Origin of the sequence: Amycolatopsis sp. lyj-84 (genome assembly GCF_046549075.1) — a bacterium.
Classification (GTDB): Bacteria; Actinomycetota; Actinomycetes; order Mycobacteriales; family Pseudonocardiaceae; genus Amycolatopsis.
Genome location: NZ_JAJPWO010000001.1, coordinates 786,417 through 800,893 on the forward strand (window position 1 = coordinate 786,417; position 14,477 = coordinate 800,893).

At 67.9% G+C, this 14,477-nt stretch carries 13 protein-coding genes; 6 read left to right on the forward strand and 7 right to left on the reverse strand.

What is annotated here, in order from left to right:
• Positions 1–22 precede the first annotated feature (22 nt).
• Positions 23–922: a LysR family transcriptional regulator gene (locus ACLJRM_RS03915; protein ID WP_410662287.1), complete on the reverse strand. Its 900-nt coding sequence runs from the start codon at positions 920–922 to the stop codon at positions 23–25.
• Positions 923–1,002: 80 nt separating this feature from the next.
• On the opposite strand from ACLJRM_RS03915, the gene ACLJRM_RS03920 reads away from it, so the two are divergent.
• Together ACLJRM_RS03920 and ACLJRM_RS03925 are read left to right on the forward strand one after the other, a co-directional pair.
• A complete protein-coding gene (locus ACLJRM_RS03920; protein ID WP_410662288.1) occupies positions 1,003–1,383 on the forward strand; it encodes a hypothetical protein in 381 nt (126 codons plus the stop codon).
• Entirely contained in the window at positions 1,380–2,948 is a 1,569-nt protein-coding gene (locus ACLJRM_RS03925; RefSeq protein ID WP_410662289.1) for a multicopper oxidase family protein, read from the forward strand. Before ACLJRM_RS03920 ends, ACLJRM_RS03925 begins: the two co-directional genes overlap by 4 nt.
• 69 nt (positions 2,949–3,017) lie before the next feature.
• Here the strand turns inward: ACLJRM_RS03925 and ACLJRM_RS03930 are convergent, their stop codons facing one another.
• The 4 genes from ACLJRM_RS03930 to ACLJRM_RS03945 all read right to left on the reverse strand — a co-directional run bounded on the left by ACLJRM_RS03930 (position 3,018) and on the right by ACLJRM_RS03945 (position 8,486).
• A complete protein-coding gene (locus ACLJRM_RS03930) occupies positions 3,018–3,221 on the reverse strand; it encodes a hypothetical protein (protein WP_101613235.1) in 204 nt (67 codons plus the stop codon).
• Between the two features lie 432 nt (positions 3,222–3,653).
• Positions 3,654–4,391: a fumarylacetoacetate hydrolase family protein gene (locus ACLJRM_RS03935; RefSeq protein WP_410662290.1), complete on the reverse strand. Its 738-nt coding sequence runs from the start codon at positions 4,389–4,391 to the stop codon at positions 3,654–3,656.
• A complete protein-coding gene (locus tag ACLJRM_RS03940) occupies positions 4,391–7,309 on the reverse strand; it encodes an FAD-binding and (Fe-S)-binding domain-containing protein (protein WP_410662291.1) in 2,919 nt (972 codons plus the stop codon). Before ACLJRM_RS03940 ends, ACLJRM_RS03935 begins: the two co-directional genes overlap by 1 nt.
• Before the next feature lie 10 nt (positions 7,310–7,319).
• Positions 7,320–8,486 carry a pyridoxal-phosphate-dependent aminotransferase family protein gene (locus tag ACLJRM_RS03945; RefSeq protein WP_101608393.1) on the reverse strand — a complete coding sequence of 389 codons (1,167 nt, stop codon included), beginning with the start codon at positions 8,484–8,486 and terminating at the stop codon, positions 7,320–7,322.
• 152 nt (positions 8,487–8,638) lie between these two features.
• On the opposite strand from ACLJRM_RS03945, the gene ACLJRM_RS03950 reads away from it, so the two are divergent.
• On the forward strand, positions 8,639–9,988 hold the full coding sequence (locus ACLJRM_RS03950) for an SLC13 family permease (protein WP_410662292.1): 1,350 nt from the start codon (positions 8,639–8,641) through the stop codon (positions 9,986–9,988).
• Between the two features lie 48 nt (positions 9,989–10,036).
• Here the strand turns inward: ACLJRM_RS03950 and ACLJRM_RS03955 are convergent, their stop codons facing one another.
• Positions 10,037–10,798 (reverse strand): GntR family transcriptional regulator, encoded by a 762-nt coding sequence (locus tag ACLJRM_RS03955; protein WP_101608395.1) that lies wholly within the window; start codon positions 10,796–10,798, stop codon positions 10,037–10,039.
• Positions 10,799–10,910: 112 nt separating this feature from the next.
• On the opposite strand from ACLJRM_RS03955, the gene ACLJRM_RS03960 reads away from it, so the two are divergent.
• Genes ACLJRM_RS03960 through ACLJRM_RS03970 form a run of 3 tightly spaced genes read left to right on the forward strand, consistent with a single transcriptional unit; the run spans position 10,911 to position 12,857 of the window.
• Positions 10,911–11,264, forward strand: coding sequence for a RidA family protein (locus ACLJRM_RS03960; RefSeq protein WP_410598527.1), 354 nt, complete (start codon positions 10,911–10,913; stop codon positions 11,262–11,264).
• Positions 11,257–11,901: a transcriptional regulator gene (locus ACLJRM_RS03965; protein WP_410662293.1), complete on the forward strand. Its 645-nt coding sequence runs from the start codon at positions 11,257–11,259 to the stop codon at positions 11,899–11,901. The genes ACLJRM_RS03960 and ACLJRM_RS03965 overlap by 8 nt, the downstream gene beginning before the upstream one ends.
• A complete protein-coding gene (locus ACLJRM_RS03970) occupies positions 11,898–12,857 on the forward strand; it encodes a pyridoxal-phosphate dependent enzyme (RefSeq protein WP_410662294.1) in 960 nt (319 codons plus the stop codon). Before ACLJRM_RS03965 ends, ACLJRM_RS03970 begins: the two co-directional genes overlap by 4 nt.
• Positions 12,858–13,489: 632 nt before the next feature.
• Here the strand turns inward: ACLJRM_RS03970 and ACLJRM_RS03975 are convergent.
• Positions 13,490–14,467, reverse strand: a complete 978-nt coding sequence (locus ACLJRM_RS03975; RefSeq protein ID WP_410662295.1) for an alpha/beta hydrolase — start codon at positions 14,465–14,467, stop codon at positions 13,490–13,492.
• Between the last annotated feature and the right edge of the window lie 10 nt (positions 14,468–14,477).

Genomic DNA, 14,477 nt, shown 5'->3' on the forward strand with positions numbered 1-14,477 from the left:
ACCTCCCGAAGCCGGGCCCTGGTCAGCGACCGGGCCCGGCTTCGGCCTGTGCGCGGAAGTGTTCGACGGTGTGCTCCCGAAAGCGCCGGGCGGCCGCGGAAAGGTACGTGTCCTCGCGCCACGCGACGCTGAGCACGCGACGGCATTCGGGGTCGTCGACCTCGAGCCACACCACCGTCGGGCTGGTGTCGGCCCGCAGGCCGAGGGAAGGCACGAGCGCGACGCCGAGACCCGCGTCGATGAGCTGGAAGAGCACGGCGGCTTCGTCGCCCTCGCAGACGATGTGGAGTTCGAGGCCGGCCTTCGCGAAGAGGTGATCCACGAGTGCGCGCTGCCAGTAACCGGGCCGCGTGGTGAGGAACGGCTCTCCTTCGAGGTCCGCGAGACCGACGCGGCCACGTCCGGCCAGCCGGTGACCGGACGGCACGCAGAGCATCACGACTTCGTCGAGCAACACCCGGCTTCGGATGTCGTCGCCGGACAACGGTTGCGACGTGATGCACAGATCGACGTCACCGGATCGGAGTCTTTCCGCCATCCCCTCCGCCGACGACTGGGACAGCCGCACGTCCACCAGCGGATGACCGGGAATGAAGGTGCGCAGCGGTTCGGTGAGGACGAGCAGGCTTTCGGCCGCGACGGTGACCGTGCCGCGTTCCAGCCCGGCGGCGTCGTCGAGTTCCTGCCGGGCGTCGTCGAGTTCGGCCAGCACCCGGTCGACGCGGCGGAGGAACGCGGCACCGAACCGGTTGAGCCGGATCCGGCGGCCGTGCCGGTCGAACAGGGGAACGCCGAGGTCGTTTTCCAGCCGGGCCAACGTCCGGCTGAGCGAGGGCTGCGCGATACGCAGCTTCTCGGCGGCACGGCCGACGTGTTCGAGCCGGGCGACCGTCTGGAAGTACCGGAGCGCCAGAAGATCCACTGCTGATGCCTCACCTGTTATGAACAGATAACCGATCTTGTCTTGGACAGCATAAGGCTTCGGCTCTTACGTTCGTTCGCGTGAGTGGAACCGTGACTACGCGAAGCCGGACGCTGGTGGTGAACAGGGTGCTCGTGAGCGCCCACGCCGTCGCGATCATCGGCCAGCCGGTGTTCGCCGGCGGCTATCTCGGCGGCGACTACGACATGCTCTGGCTGCACAAATGGGGCGCCGACGCCGTGTCGTACCTGGCCTACGCCCAGATTCTGGCGGCACTGGTGCTGTGGCTGGTCCGCGGTCCGCGCTGGCTGTTCTGGGTCAGCCTGCTGCTCGCGGCGGGCGAGACCGCGCAGTACCTCGCCGGGAAGGCGGGCGCGCTCGACCTGCACATCCCGCTCGGCGTCGCCCTCGTCACCGGAGTGGTGCTGACGACCATCGGGATCTGGCGGGTGGACCGATGAGCCGCGGGCTCCCCCGCCGGACGTTCCTCGGGCTCGCCGGCGGAGCGGGTGTCCTCCTCGCCGCGGGGCTCACCGCTCCCCGGCTGCTCGCGCAGGGTTCGCCGGGCACCGGCGAGTTGCTGCGCAGCGGGCTCCCCTTGCCGGAGCCGTTCCGGGTACCGCTGCCGATCCCGCCGGTCTTGCGTCCACAAAGGACAGCGGACGCCGATCACCACACGATCACCCAGCGCGCGGCGACGGCCGAGATCCTCCCGGGCGTCCGGACACCGATCTGGGGCTATGACGGGATCTTCCCCGGCCCGACGATCGAATCACGGCGGGACCGGACCGCCGTGGTCCACCATCGCAACGAACTTCCCGTCCCGACCGTCGTCCATCTGCACGGCGGGCACACGCCCGCCGACTCCGACGGCTACCCGACCGACCTCGTCCTGCCGCTGTCCGGCTGGAACGCCGGTCATGCCGGGCACGGCATGACCGATGCCCGCGCCCGGCTCTCGAACGGCTCGCGTGACTACGTTTTCCCGTTGCGGCAACGGGCCGCGACCCTCTGGTACCACGACCATCGCATGGACTTCACCGGTCCCGCCGTGTACCGGGGGCTCGCCGGTTTCCATCTGGTCCGCGACGACGAGGAAGAGTCACTGGGGCTGCCGTCCGGGGAGCGCGAACTGCCGCTGATGATCGCCGACCGCTCCTTCGACGAGCACGGCGCCTTCGCGTATCCGTCTCTCGATCGGACGCTGCGGACCACGCCGGGAGTGGAAAGTGCTTACGTGGAGGGCGTTTTCGGTGACGTCATCCTCGTCAACGGCGCGCCGTGGCCGGTGCACGAGGTGGCGGCCGTGCGATACCGGCTCCGGATCCTCAACGCCTCCAACGCCCGCCGCTACGACCTGGCGCTGGATCCGCCACCGCCCGGCGGGGGCGGTTTCGTCCAGATCGGCGCCGACCAAGGCCTCCTCGACACACCTCGCGAGCACGACCATCTGCCCATTGCGCCCGCGGAACGGTACGACCTCGTCGTCGACTTCGGCCGGTATCCGGTGGGGACCGAAGTCACCCTGGTGAACCGGCTCGGCACCGGCCCGACCGCTCGGGTCATGCGGTTCGTCGTCGCCCGCCGCGCGCCGGACGAAAGCCGGGTCCCGGCGAAACTCAGCGAAATCCCGCCGCTCACTCGCGAGCAGGCGACGACCACTCGCGAGTTCTCGTTCCGTGCCGGGACCGTCCACGGGCGAGAGGGCTGGGTGATCGGTGGGGAGCCGTTCTCACCGGATCTGATGTCGGCGAGCCCGCGCCTCGGCGAGGCGGAGATCTGGCGGTTCGTCGCCGACATCCATCACCCCGTGCATCTGCACCTGGTGGGGTTCCGGATCCTTTCGCGCGGCGGACGCCCGCCGGGACCGTTCGACGGTGGCATCAAGGACACCGTCGATCTGAGTCCCGGCGAGTCGGTCGAGGTCATCGCCCGCTTCGACGGCTACCGCGGCCGCTACGTCTTCCACTGCCACAACGCCGAACACGAGGACATGGCGATGATGGCGAACTTCGAAGTGGTCTGACGGAGGTCAGGAAAGGGGCTTTCAAGACGTTTTTCGTCCTGAAAGCCCCTTTCCTGACACGTCCGAGGGTCAGCCCACGCCGAGCAGCGTCGCGAGCGCCTGGACCAAGGACGCCGAGAGACCGGCGATGGTGCTGTCGAGGTACTCGGCGATCGGCGTCAGCTCCGCCGCGGAGGCCGAGCCACCGAAGACGGCGAGCATCGGCACCGCCAGCAGGCCGGCGGCCAGACCGCGCTTCGTCCACCGGCGGGTGGTGCTCCGGGTGTCGCTCATGGTGTTCATCCTCTCGGCTGGGGATGTGCGGACAGGGGACCGCACGCCGAGGAGGATGTCCTGATCATCGAAGGCCGGACAAGGCATGTCACCGCCATTTGATGATCATGAAACAGCTGTCGCTCGTTCGAGTGAAGTCCGTTAACCTCAACGACTACCCGCGAGTAACACGCAGTTCACGACACCCTCAGCGGAGCCTCGGCGAGTCGGTCGAAGACACTGCACGGAGGTCAAGGGCCGTGACCACCCGGACCGAGGTCTGGCCGGGTGGTCGCCAGAAGGTGCTGTTGAGAAAGAGGCTTTCGTAACAGCACCCTCCCGCGTGTCGCGAAAGCCACTTTCGCGACGTCTGATGTCCCGAAAGTGGCTTTCGCGACACGGCACCCGGAAGGTACCGAGACACCCGTGACCCTGATCGTCCTCACGACACCCTCAGCGGACCGGGTTGGTCAGCTCACCGATTCCCTCGATGGCCACGGTGACCTCGTCCCCCGGCTTCATCGGCCCAACGCCCGCGGGGCTGCCGGTGAGCACGACGTCGCCGGGGCGCAGGGTGAACCAGCGGGTCACCCACGCGAGGATCTCGGGCACGCCGAAGATCATCTCCCTGGTACTGGACCGCTGGACGATCCGGTCGTTGATCCGAGTGGTCACTTCGAGGTCTCCCTTCTCGATGTCGGTGGTGATCCAGGGCCCGAGCGGTAGGAACGTGTCGGCGCTCTTGGCCCGTGCCCACTGGCCGTCGGCCCGCCAGTCGTGCGCGGTCACGTCGTTGGCGCAGGTGTAGCCCAGGATGTGCGCACCGGCGTCGTCGGCGGTCAGGTTCTGCGCGGTCCTGCCGATGACGACGGCGAGTTCGCCCTCGTACTCCAGGCGTTCGACCTCGGGCGGGTGCAGGATCGGCTGCCCCGGGCCGGTGACGGCGTTGGGAGCCTTGAGGAACAGCGCCGGCTGTTCCGGCCGGGGACGGCCCTTTTCCTTCAGCTGGCAGGCGTAGTTGCTGCCGACGCAGACGATCGTGCGCGGATCGCACGGCGCGAGCAGCCGGACACCGGACAGCGGGCCGACGATCTCGCCGGGACCGGTGACCGGGTCGTAGGCGCGGACGACGTCGCCTTCGACGCACCCTGTCCGGGCGGTTCCCTCGGTATCGAAGCGAATCAGGCGCATCACGAACCACCTAGCGCTTCGCGGACGAGTTCGAGCGGGTGCCACGCCGTCCGGCCCGCTCCGTGGAAGATCTGCTGGCGGCACGAAACCCCGGTGGCCGCGACCAGCGTCTCCTCCGGTTCCTTGTCCAGCGCCGGGAAAAGCCGGTCACGGCCGACGGCCATCGACGTCTCGTAATGCTCGGCCTCGAAGCCGAACGAGCCCGCCATCCCGCAGCATCCGGAGTCGATCTCGGCGACCTCCAGCCCCGGGATACGGCGCAGGAGCGCCATCGTGGCGACAGTGCCGACCTCCGCCTTCTGATGGCAGTGGCCGTGGAAGACCACGCGTCGCCCGCTGAGCCACGATCGCTCCGGCAGCTTCAGCCTGCCGTCGTCGATGGCCTCGACGAGTAATTCCTCGACCTGGCGGACTCGCTCCTTGACCTGCCGCGCTTCGGGAAGTTCCGGCAGCAGCGCCAAAGTCTCGTCCCGCAGGGTGAACACGCACGACGGCTCGCATCCGACGATCGGCGATCCGGGTTCGGTGTCGCGGGCCAGCGACGTGACCAAGCCGGTGGCCTTCTTCTTGGCGTCGTCGAGCAGGCCCTTGGACAGGCTCGACCGCCCACAGCAGCCGCCGGAAGCGAGTTCCACCGCCCAGCCGGCGCTTTCGAGCAACTCGATGGCCGCCTTGCCGATCTGCGGTTCGGTGAAGGTGGTGAACGAGTCGGCCAGCCAGTTCACCGTGCCCGCCGTCCCCGCGGCAGTGGTACGACGGCGGTTCCAGCGCACGAGGTTGTCCCGGACGAACTTCGGCAGCGGACGCTCGGCCTTGATCCCGACGGTCCGCTCCATCACCTTGCGCAGCAAGCCGATCCGGCCGGGCACATTGGACAGTGGCGCGGTGGCCGAGCCCATCCGGTTGAGGAACCGGATCGAGCCGAAGATCCGCGACCGCAGCGGGGTGCCGTGCTCCTCGTGATGCTGGTACAGCGTCTCGGCCTTGAGCGACGCCATGTCGACACTCATCGGGCATTCGCTCTTGCATGCCTTGCACATCAGGCACAGATCGAGGATCTCATTGAGCCGCTCCCCGCCGAGCGCGGCCTTCGGGTCCGGCTCCGAGAGCGCCTTGACCAAGGCGTTGGCACGACCGCGCGTGGAATGCTCCTCCTGCAAGGTGACCTGGTAGGACGGGCACATCACGCCGGCGGTGGTCTTGCGGCACAGCCCGATGTTCATGCAACGGTCGGCGGCGCCCCGCATCCCGCCTCCGCCGATGACCTCGAACGACAGCATGGTCCGCAACGGCGGCGCGGGCGGCAGGGCGTCGCGGTCACGGAGGTTCTCGGTCATCGGGGGCGCATCGACGATCTTGCCGGGGTTCATCGTGCCCGCGGGGTCGAACAGCTTCTTGACCTGGCGCATGGCTTCGTAGAGTTCGTCACCGAAGATCTCGCGGTTGAACTCCGAGCGGGCCAGGCCGTCGCCGTGTTCGGACGAGTTCACACCGCCGAATTCGGCGACGAGGTCCTTGATCTTCTCCGCTACCACGCGCATCGTGTCGACCTGAGCGGGATCGGTGAGGTCGACGAACGGCCGGATGTGCAGGCAGCCGACCGAACAATGCCCGTAGAACCCGGCTTCGAGGCGGTGTTCGTCGAGGATCCCCTTGAACCGCGTGGTGTACTCCGCCAGGTGCTCGGGGTCGACGGCGGTGTCTTCGATGAACGCCAGCGGCCGTTTCGTGCCCTCGCCCGCCGCCATCAGCAAGCCGAGACTGGACTTGCGCACCTTGAGCAGCGCCGCCTGCTCGGCGGCCGTGACCAGCTTGAGCGTGTGATAGCCGTGCCCGTCGCGCTCCCAGAGTTCGGCGACCTCGTCGAGTTTCGCCGCCAGGACGGTCTCGTCGTCGCCGGAGAAGGACACGAACAGCAGCGCCGCCGGGTCGCCGACGAGATGGTTGCCGAGATCGGCGTACTCGATCTTCTCCCGCGACAGATCGAGGATGGTCTTGTCCATCAGCTCGACCTGATGCGGCTCGCAGCTGAGCGCGTCGAGCGTGGCCGAGATCGCGCCATGTGTGGTGTCGAAATGCCCGACCGCGTAGACGGTCTTCTTCGGCTTGGGCACCAGATCGACTTCGATCCGGGTGGCCAGCACGAGGGTGCCTTCGGCGCCGACCACGAATTTGGCCAGGTCGAAGGGATTGCCGTCGCCGTACCCGGAGAGGCGGTCGAGCCGGTAGCCGCAGGCGCGCCGCCAGAACACCGGCATGCCCTTGGCGATGGCGTCCTCGTTCGCGGTGACGAGTTCGGGCAGTTCGCGGTAGATACGGCCTTCGAGGGTGTCCGCCTCGGCACGACGCACGCGTTCGGTCTCGCTCACCGGTTCCAGGCGGGCGGTGGAACCGTCGGCGAGGACGACGTCCAGCGCGCGGATGTGGTCGATGGTCATGCCGAAGGTCAATGATCCGGAACCCGCCGAGTTGTTGCCGACCATCCCGCCGATGGTGGCGCGGTTGCTGGTGGAGGTGTCCGGCCCGAACATCAGCCCGTGGGCGGCCGCGGCCTTGTTCAGCTGGTCTTGGACGACACCGGGTTCGACGACGGCCGTGCGCGCCACGGGATCGAGATCGAGGATCCGGTTCATGTACCGGGAGAGGTCCAGCACCAGCCCGGGCCCGACGGTCTGCCCGGCGAGGCTGGTGCCCGCCCCGCGCGGGACGACGGGCACGCCGAACTCCGCCGCGGTGGCGACGGCCGCGGCGACGTCCTCGTGATCGAGGGGGAACACGACGCCGCGCGGCATGATCGAGTACATGCTCGCGTCGCGGGAGAACAGGTGGCGCGTGTAGTCGTCGAAGGCGACTTCCCCCTTGATCCGCGCGGACAGCGCGTCTTCGAGCGGGCCGGTACGGGTCAGTTCGGCTGTCATCGGCGGGTCCTCAGTCGTTCTGCAGCAGTTCGAGGGCGTCCTGCAGCCCGCGTGGGTCGGCGGGGACACCGGCGAGCGTGAGTCCCATTTGGACTCCCGCGAGGGTTCCGGCGAGTGTGAGGTCGTTGAACGCGCCGAGATGCCCGATCCGGAAGATCTTCCCGGCGAGTTTGCCCAGCCCCGCGCCCAAGGACATGTCGAACCGGTCGAGGATGATCGCGCGGACCTTGTCGGCGTCGACGTCTTCGGGGACCAGGACCGCGGTCAGTGATCCGGAATGTTCGCGCTCGTCCTGGCAGAGGACCTCCAGCCCCCAGCCGCGCACGGCGGCTCGCGTGGCGGCGGCGTGCCGGGCGTGGCGCGCGAAGACGTTCTCGAGACCCTCGTCGTAGAGCAGGCGCAAGGCCTCCCGCAGCCCGTACATGAGGTTGGTGTTGGGCGTGTAGGGGAAGAAGCCACGCTCGTTCGCGGTGAGCATCGGCCCCCAGTCCCAGAAGATCTTCGGCAGGCACGCGGTTTTGGCGGCGTTGAGGGCCTTGTCGCTGATCGCGTTGAAACTCATGCCCGGCGGGAGCATGAGGCCCTTCTGCGAGCCCGCGACGGTGACGTCGACCCCCCATTCGTCGTGCCGGTAGTCGATCGAGCCCAGCGAGGAGATGGTGTCGACCAGCAGCAACGCGGGGTGCCCGGCGGCGTCGATCGCGGCGCGGATCTCCGGGATCCGGCTGGCGACACCGGTGGAGGTCTCGTTGTGGACCACGCAGACGGCCTTGATCCGGTGCGCGGTGTCGGCGGCGAGCCGCTCGGCGACCACCTCGGGATCGGCGCCGTGCCGCCAGTCCCCCGGCACGAAGTCGACGTGCAGCCCGAGGCCCCGCGCCATTTCCTGCCACAGCGTGGCGAAGTGGCCGGTCTCGAAGGCGAGGACGGTGTCGCCGGGGCTGAGCGTGTTGGTCAGGGCCGCCTCCCACGCGCCGGTCCCGGTGGCGGGGTAGATGACCACCGGGTTCGTGGTGCCGAAGACGGGCTTGATGTCGTGCAGCAGCTGCTTGGCCAGCTCTTGGAACTCGGGTCCGCGGTGGTCGATGGTGGCCGCCGACATCGCCCGGAGCACCACGTCCGGGACGTTCGTCGGGCCCGGGATCTGCAGGAAGTGACGTCCGGCTGCGTATGTCATGTGCGCCTCCACGCTCGGCATCGAGATGTTCCACAAAGCGAAACCTTGGTCTCGCTGCTTGAAAGGTATACCGTGTACCGAACTCCGTCGAGGGGGTACCGGCACCAACTTCAAGTCCCTGGATGTGTCAGCGCCGACCGCAGAGGATTCAGATGTCCATACAACTCGTCACAGTCGTGGCGCTCGCCCTGGTGTTCCTGATCGCGACCGTGCTCCCCGTCCACATGGGAGCGCTGGCGTTCGTCGCGGCGTTCGTGATCGGCACGGCGTTCGTCGGGGAAAGCACCGACGACATCGTTTCGGGGTTCCCCGGCGATCTCTTCGTCATCCTGGTCGGGGTGACACTGCTGTTCGCGATAGCCAAAGGCAACGGCACCGTCGACCGGCTGGTGCACCTGGTGGTGCGCGCCGTCGGCGGGCGGATCGCCCTGATCCCCTGGGTGATGTTCGTGGTCACCGCGACCTTGACCGCGGTCGGCGCGGTGGTGCCCGCCGCGGTGGCGATCATCGCCCCGATCGGCATGGGTTTCGCCCGCCGCTACTCGATCAACCCGATGCTGATGGGCCTGCTGATCATCAACGGCGCCAGCGCGGGCGGCTTCTCCCCCATCAGCATCTTCGGCAGCATCGTCAACGGCGTCGTCGCGCGCGACAACCTGCCGAGCAATCCGGGACTGTTGTTCGCGTCTTCCTTCGTCTTCAACCTGCTGCTGAGTGTCATCGTGTTCTTCCTCTTCGGTGGCCGCGAACTGATCCGCCGGTCTTCGGCCGCCAAGACCGAGGTAGTCGCTCAGCCCGCCGCGGCGCTCGCGCTCAGCGGTGCTTCGGCCGGCGCGACCATGACCGAAGTCCCGGCGCCGTCGCCCACCAGCGGTGGAACCGACGAGCCCGAGGAGCGCCTTCCGCTCACTCGCGACCATGTGTTCACCCTGATCGGACTGGCGGCACTCGCGGTCGGCGCGCTGGTGTTCAAACTCGACGTCGGGTTCACCGCGCTGACCGTGGCGACGGTGCTGTCGCTGGTCTCGCCGGGTTCGGCGAAGGCGGCCGTCAGCGAGGTGGCGTGGCCGACGGTGCTGTTGATCTGCGGGATCGTCACGTTCGTCTCGCTGATGGAACGGGTCGGCACGATCGACTGGCTGGGCAACCTGGTGACGCGGATCGGTTCACCCCTGCTGGCCGCGATCCTCATCTGTGCGATCGGCGCGGTGGTTTCGGCGTTCGCGTCGACGACGGGGATCCTCGGCGCGCTCATCCCGCTCGCGGTGCCGTTCCTGCTGGCGGGCGAGGTCGGCGCGGTGAGCATGATCATCGCGCTGGCCATCTCGTCTTCGGTCGTCGACTCGTCGCCGTTCTCGACCAGCGGCGCCCTCGTCGTGGCCAACGCGCCGGCCGGTCAGAACGACAAGACGTTCCGGGGACTGATGATCTGGGGATTCAGTATGTGCGCGATCGCGCCCATCACGACCTGGCTGCTGTTCATCCTGCCCGGCTGGGGCTGAGGTCACTCCACATCGGACGGTCTGCCCAGACCGTCCGATGTGGACTCACTAGCGGGATCGGCGCTCGGCCAGCCACTGCTCGGATTCGGGACTGCCGCCGTCGAGCTGATCGACCACCGCGTCGAGGAAGCTGCCGTGCCCGTGGTCGGCCAGCGCCTTCAAGACCGCCTCGGGATCGCCCTCCTCGATGACGGCGAGCAGTTCGCGATGCCTTTCGACGTTCTGCATCAGCGATTCGCCGTCGCGGCGGGCACTGCGGTTGAGCGCCATGCACAGCTGCATCTGCAGGGAAAGGGCGCGATACGCCTCGGTGACACGCTCATGGCCTGCCAGCGCCACGATCGACTGATGGAAGTCGTACTTGCGCTGCGTGAAGACACCCTCGTCACCGTCGAGGCCGGCTTGCTCGAAGGCGGCCAAGGCGTTCCGGCAGGCTTGCAGCCGCTCCGGCGAACGGACCGGGATCCCGATCCGGACGGCGAAGGCTTCGAGTTCTTCGCGCAGGGTGATGATTTCGTACACGTCGTGCCGGGTCAGGGGGCGGACGATGACACCGCGCCGCGGATGGGGCACGACGAGCCCCTCGAAAGCCAAGACCTGCAACGCTTCGCGCAGCGGCGGGCGGGAAACGCCGAGCCGCTCGGTGAGCTTGGCCTCGACCAGCCGCGTGCCGGGTGGGAGTTCGCCGGAAAGGATCATCGCGCGCAGCGCCTGGGTGGCCAGATCGGCCATACTCGGTGGTGCGACGATCCGGCCGTCTTCGTGCCGCACCACGTCAGCCGAAGCCGCGGTCGTCGAACTCGTGGTCATCGAGACCCCTCCCTTTCCGTATACGGTATATCAATCACTTCCGACCTGCGTGAGCGGTACGTCACTTTTCGCTCGCTTGGACTTTTAGTCCAACACTTATACAGTCAGTCTCGTGACCAACGAGCATCCGTATCCCCCGGCCTTCCGCAGCGGTGACCTGGTTTCCGTGTCCGGACGGCTCGGCGTGACCGAGACCGGTGACCTGGTGCCCGGCGGATTCGACGCCGAATGCCCGCAGGCCTTCGCGAATCTCGACGCCGCGCTGCGTTCGGTGGGCGCGAGCCGGGCCGACGTGGTGAAGGTCGTCGTCTATCTGATCGACATCGTCGACCGCGACGGCCTCAACCGCGTCTACGAAGAGTTCTTCGCCGAGCCGCGGCCCGCCCGCACATGCGTCGGCGTCGCGTCGCTGCCCTACGGTGGCGCCGTCGAAGTCGAGGCCCTCGCCCGAGTACGCGATGTCTGAGCAGGACGCGATCCTCGACGCGCTCGCCCCGGTCGCCGACGGCATCGCGGCGACGCTGGGCTCGTTCTGCGAGGTCGTCGTCCACGACTTCCGGCGGCCGGAGAAGTCCGTGGTGGCGATCGCCGGCTCGGTCACCGATCGCAGCGTCGGCGGGTCGATGAGCGAGATCGGCATGGGCCTGCTCGCCCGCGGTGACGAGGCCGAAGACCAGCTGAACTACGTCACCCGGACGGCGTCCGGGAAGCTGGTGAAGTCTTCGACCATGCTGCTGCGCGACAGCGGCGGCTCCGTGTTCGGCGCGCTGTGCGTGAACCTCGACGTCACCGTGCTGGGCCAGCTGCGGACGCTGGTCGGCGAACTCGCCGACGTCGGCACCGCCACCGAAACACCGACGACCACCTTCGGCGACGACGTCGACGCGGTGGTGGCCGCGATCGTCGACGAGCATCAGCTGCGGCTGAACAAACCCTGGGCCGCGCTCAGCCGCGAAGAACGCCTCGACCTGTTCCGCAGCCTGCACGCGCGCGGCGCCTTCGCCGTGCGGCGGGCGGTGCCGCAGGTCGCGGCCCGGATCGGCATATCACGCGCGTCCGCTTACAACTACCTCTCCGAAATCCGTGATCAAGGAGCATCATGACCGCCCCCGTGACCATCGACGACATCCGTGACGCCGCCGCCCGCCTGGCAGGCGTCGCGCACCGGACCCCGGTCGTGCGTTCCCGTACCCTCGACGACCTCGTCGGCGCCGAGGTCTTCATCAAATGCGAGAACCTCCAGCGTGTCGGGGCCTTCAAGTTCCGCGGCGCGTACAACGCCGCCTCCCGGCTCTCGCCGGAACAGCTGGCCAAGGGCATCGCCGCCTACTCCTCGGGCAACCACGCCCAGGCCGTCGCGCTCGCCGCGCGGGAACTCGGGAGCAGCGCGGTCATCCTGATCCCGGAGGACACCCCGCAGTCCAAAAAGGACGCCACCGCGGGCTACGGCGCCGAGATCGTCACCTACGACCGCTACACCGGCGACCGCGTCGCGATCGGTGAAGCGCTGGCGGCCGAACGCGGCCTGGCGCTCATCCCGCCGTACGAGCACCCGCACGTGATCGCCGGACAGGGCACGGCGGCGCTGGAACTGCTGGAGGAGACCGGTTCGCTGGAGACCCTGGTCGTCCCGGTCGGCGGCGGTGGCCTGATCGCGGGCAGCTCGACCGCCGCGAAGGCCGTGCAGCCCGGTATCCGGGTCGTCGGTGTGGAACCCGAGGCGGGCGACGACACCAAACGCTCACTGGAAGCGGGCGAACGCGTCTCGATCCCGGTCCCCCGGACGATCGCCGACGGCCAGGCCGCCGAGATCCCCGGCGAGCTGACCTTCTCGATCAACCGGAAGCTCGTCGACGACATCGCGCTGGTCACCGACGACCAGGTCCGGGACGCGATGCGGTTCGCGTTCGAGCGGCTGAAGCTCGTCATGGAGCCGAGCGGGGCGACCGGTCTCGCCGCGCTGCTCAGCGGTCAGGTGCCCGTCTCGGGCCGGGTCGGGGTGATCATCAGCGGCGGGAACGTCAGCCCGGAACGCTTCGCGGAACTGATCGCGCGCTGAAACCCTCGTGAGCGGTAAGGACCGTTCTTGAGGGGTAAGTCAAAGGTGGCGGGCTCGGTGGCGGGGCAGGCTCCCCCGGAAGACCTGAGGAGCCTTGACTGTCCTTAAAGGACACATTTTATGATGCAGTTGCCCGGTTTGGGTGCTTTGCGTGCTTCGTGACAGGGGTCGTGAGTGACAAAGAGGGTTATTGAGGAGAAGGGCAAATGTGTCGTGTTCGCGGTCGGGTCGCGCCGAGCCCTCAGCGTCGAGAATCTGGCCGGCCGACGAGAGCCTCCCAGACCCCGACTGTACATAGTGGACACCTTCAAGCGGGCAAGTGTCCGATTGATGCCCATCTGAACGCTTTGCAACAGAGGTCGTGAGTGGTAATGCGCGTTCTAACGCTCTTTATCACTCACGACCCCCTCGAAAATCGCACATCCAGCCATCAACCGGACATGCGGCCGTCAGAAAGTGGTTCCTGTGGAACCTCGGGGAACGACTGGCGCCCGCCGACCGGTCCAGAACCACGCCGCGAAGGCCACCCTCGGCCTTGACACCAGCGAAGGGACCCCATCATCGCAGAGGCTCGATCACGCCACATTTGACTTACCCCCACTAGAACCGCCTTTACCACTCACGAGGCCCGGTCAGAGGCCGAGTCCGCCGGCCAGTACCGGCCAGGAGTTGCGCAACGCCCGTTGCCAGTAGGGCCAGCTGTGGGTCCCGTCGCCGTAGTAGTCGACGGTCACCGGAATCCCCTTGGCCTTCAGCCGATCCGTGAAGCTCACGGAAGACGTCAGCGCCGCCGGTTCGAAGAAGTCGGACTGCCCTGGCGGGTCGAGCGGGCCGGTCTTCCCGGTTCCGCACGAGACGTAGAGTGCCGTGCCGCGCAGGTCGTCGACGTGATCGAAGGGGTTGTTCGCCGTCCACAGCGGCCGCATCCCCCAGCTGTCACCCCAGAGTTCGAGGTAGTTGAAGATCCCCGCGCGGGCCAGGATTCCCTGGATGAACAGCGGTGCCCCTTGATTCAACGTGTTCGGCACACCGCTGTACGACGCCGCCGCGGCGAACATCCCCTTGTGCTTGAACGAATACGCGAGCGCGCCGTACCCGCCGATCGACAGTCCGGCGATCGCCCGGCGGGTGCCTGCCCGGTAACCGCGTTCGACGATCTGCCGTACTTCCAAGGTGTGGAAGGTGTCCCAATCCGGAGTGCTCTTGAGCCCGAAGTTCCACCACTTGGTGTACATCCCGGCGGGACCGCCGGTCGGCATGACGACGAGGGCGTCCTTGTCCGCGGTGAACGCCTTGGCGTCGGTGAACTGGTCCCACGACCGGTAGTCGACCGGTTCGCAGCAGCCGTGCAGCAGGTACAGCGTGGGCCAGGTCCGCGTGGGTTGCGCGGCCCAGCCCGTCGGGACGAACAGGCGGACCATGCCGGTGGTGCCGAGCGCGGGCGAGCTGATCTTGAGGTCGACCGTGCGCGCGTCCAGCCAGGTCTCCTCGACGACCTTCGCGCCGTTGTCCGCAGTGGCCCGCGTCGGGGCCGCGCTCGCGGGGATCGAGCTTCCCAGCACGGCGACCATGGACAACACCAGCAGCCCCCACCGCCACGTTCGGTTCATCGCTTCTCCT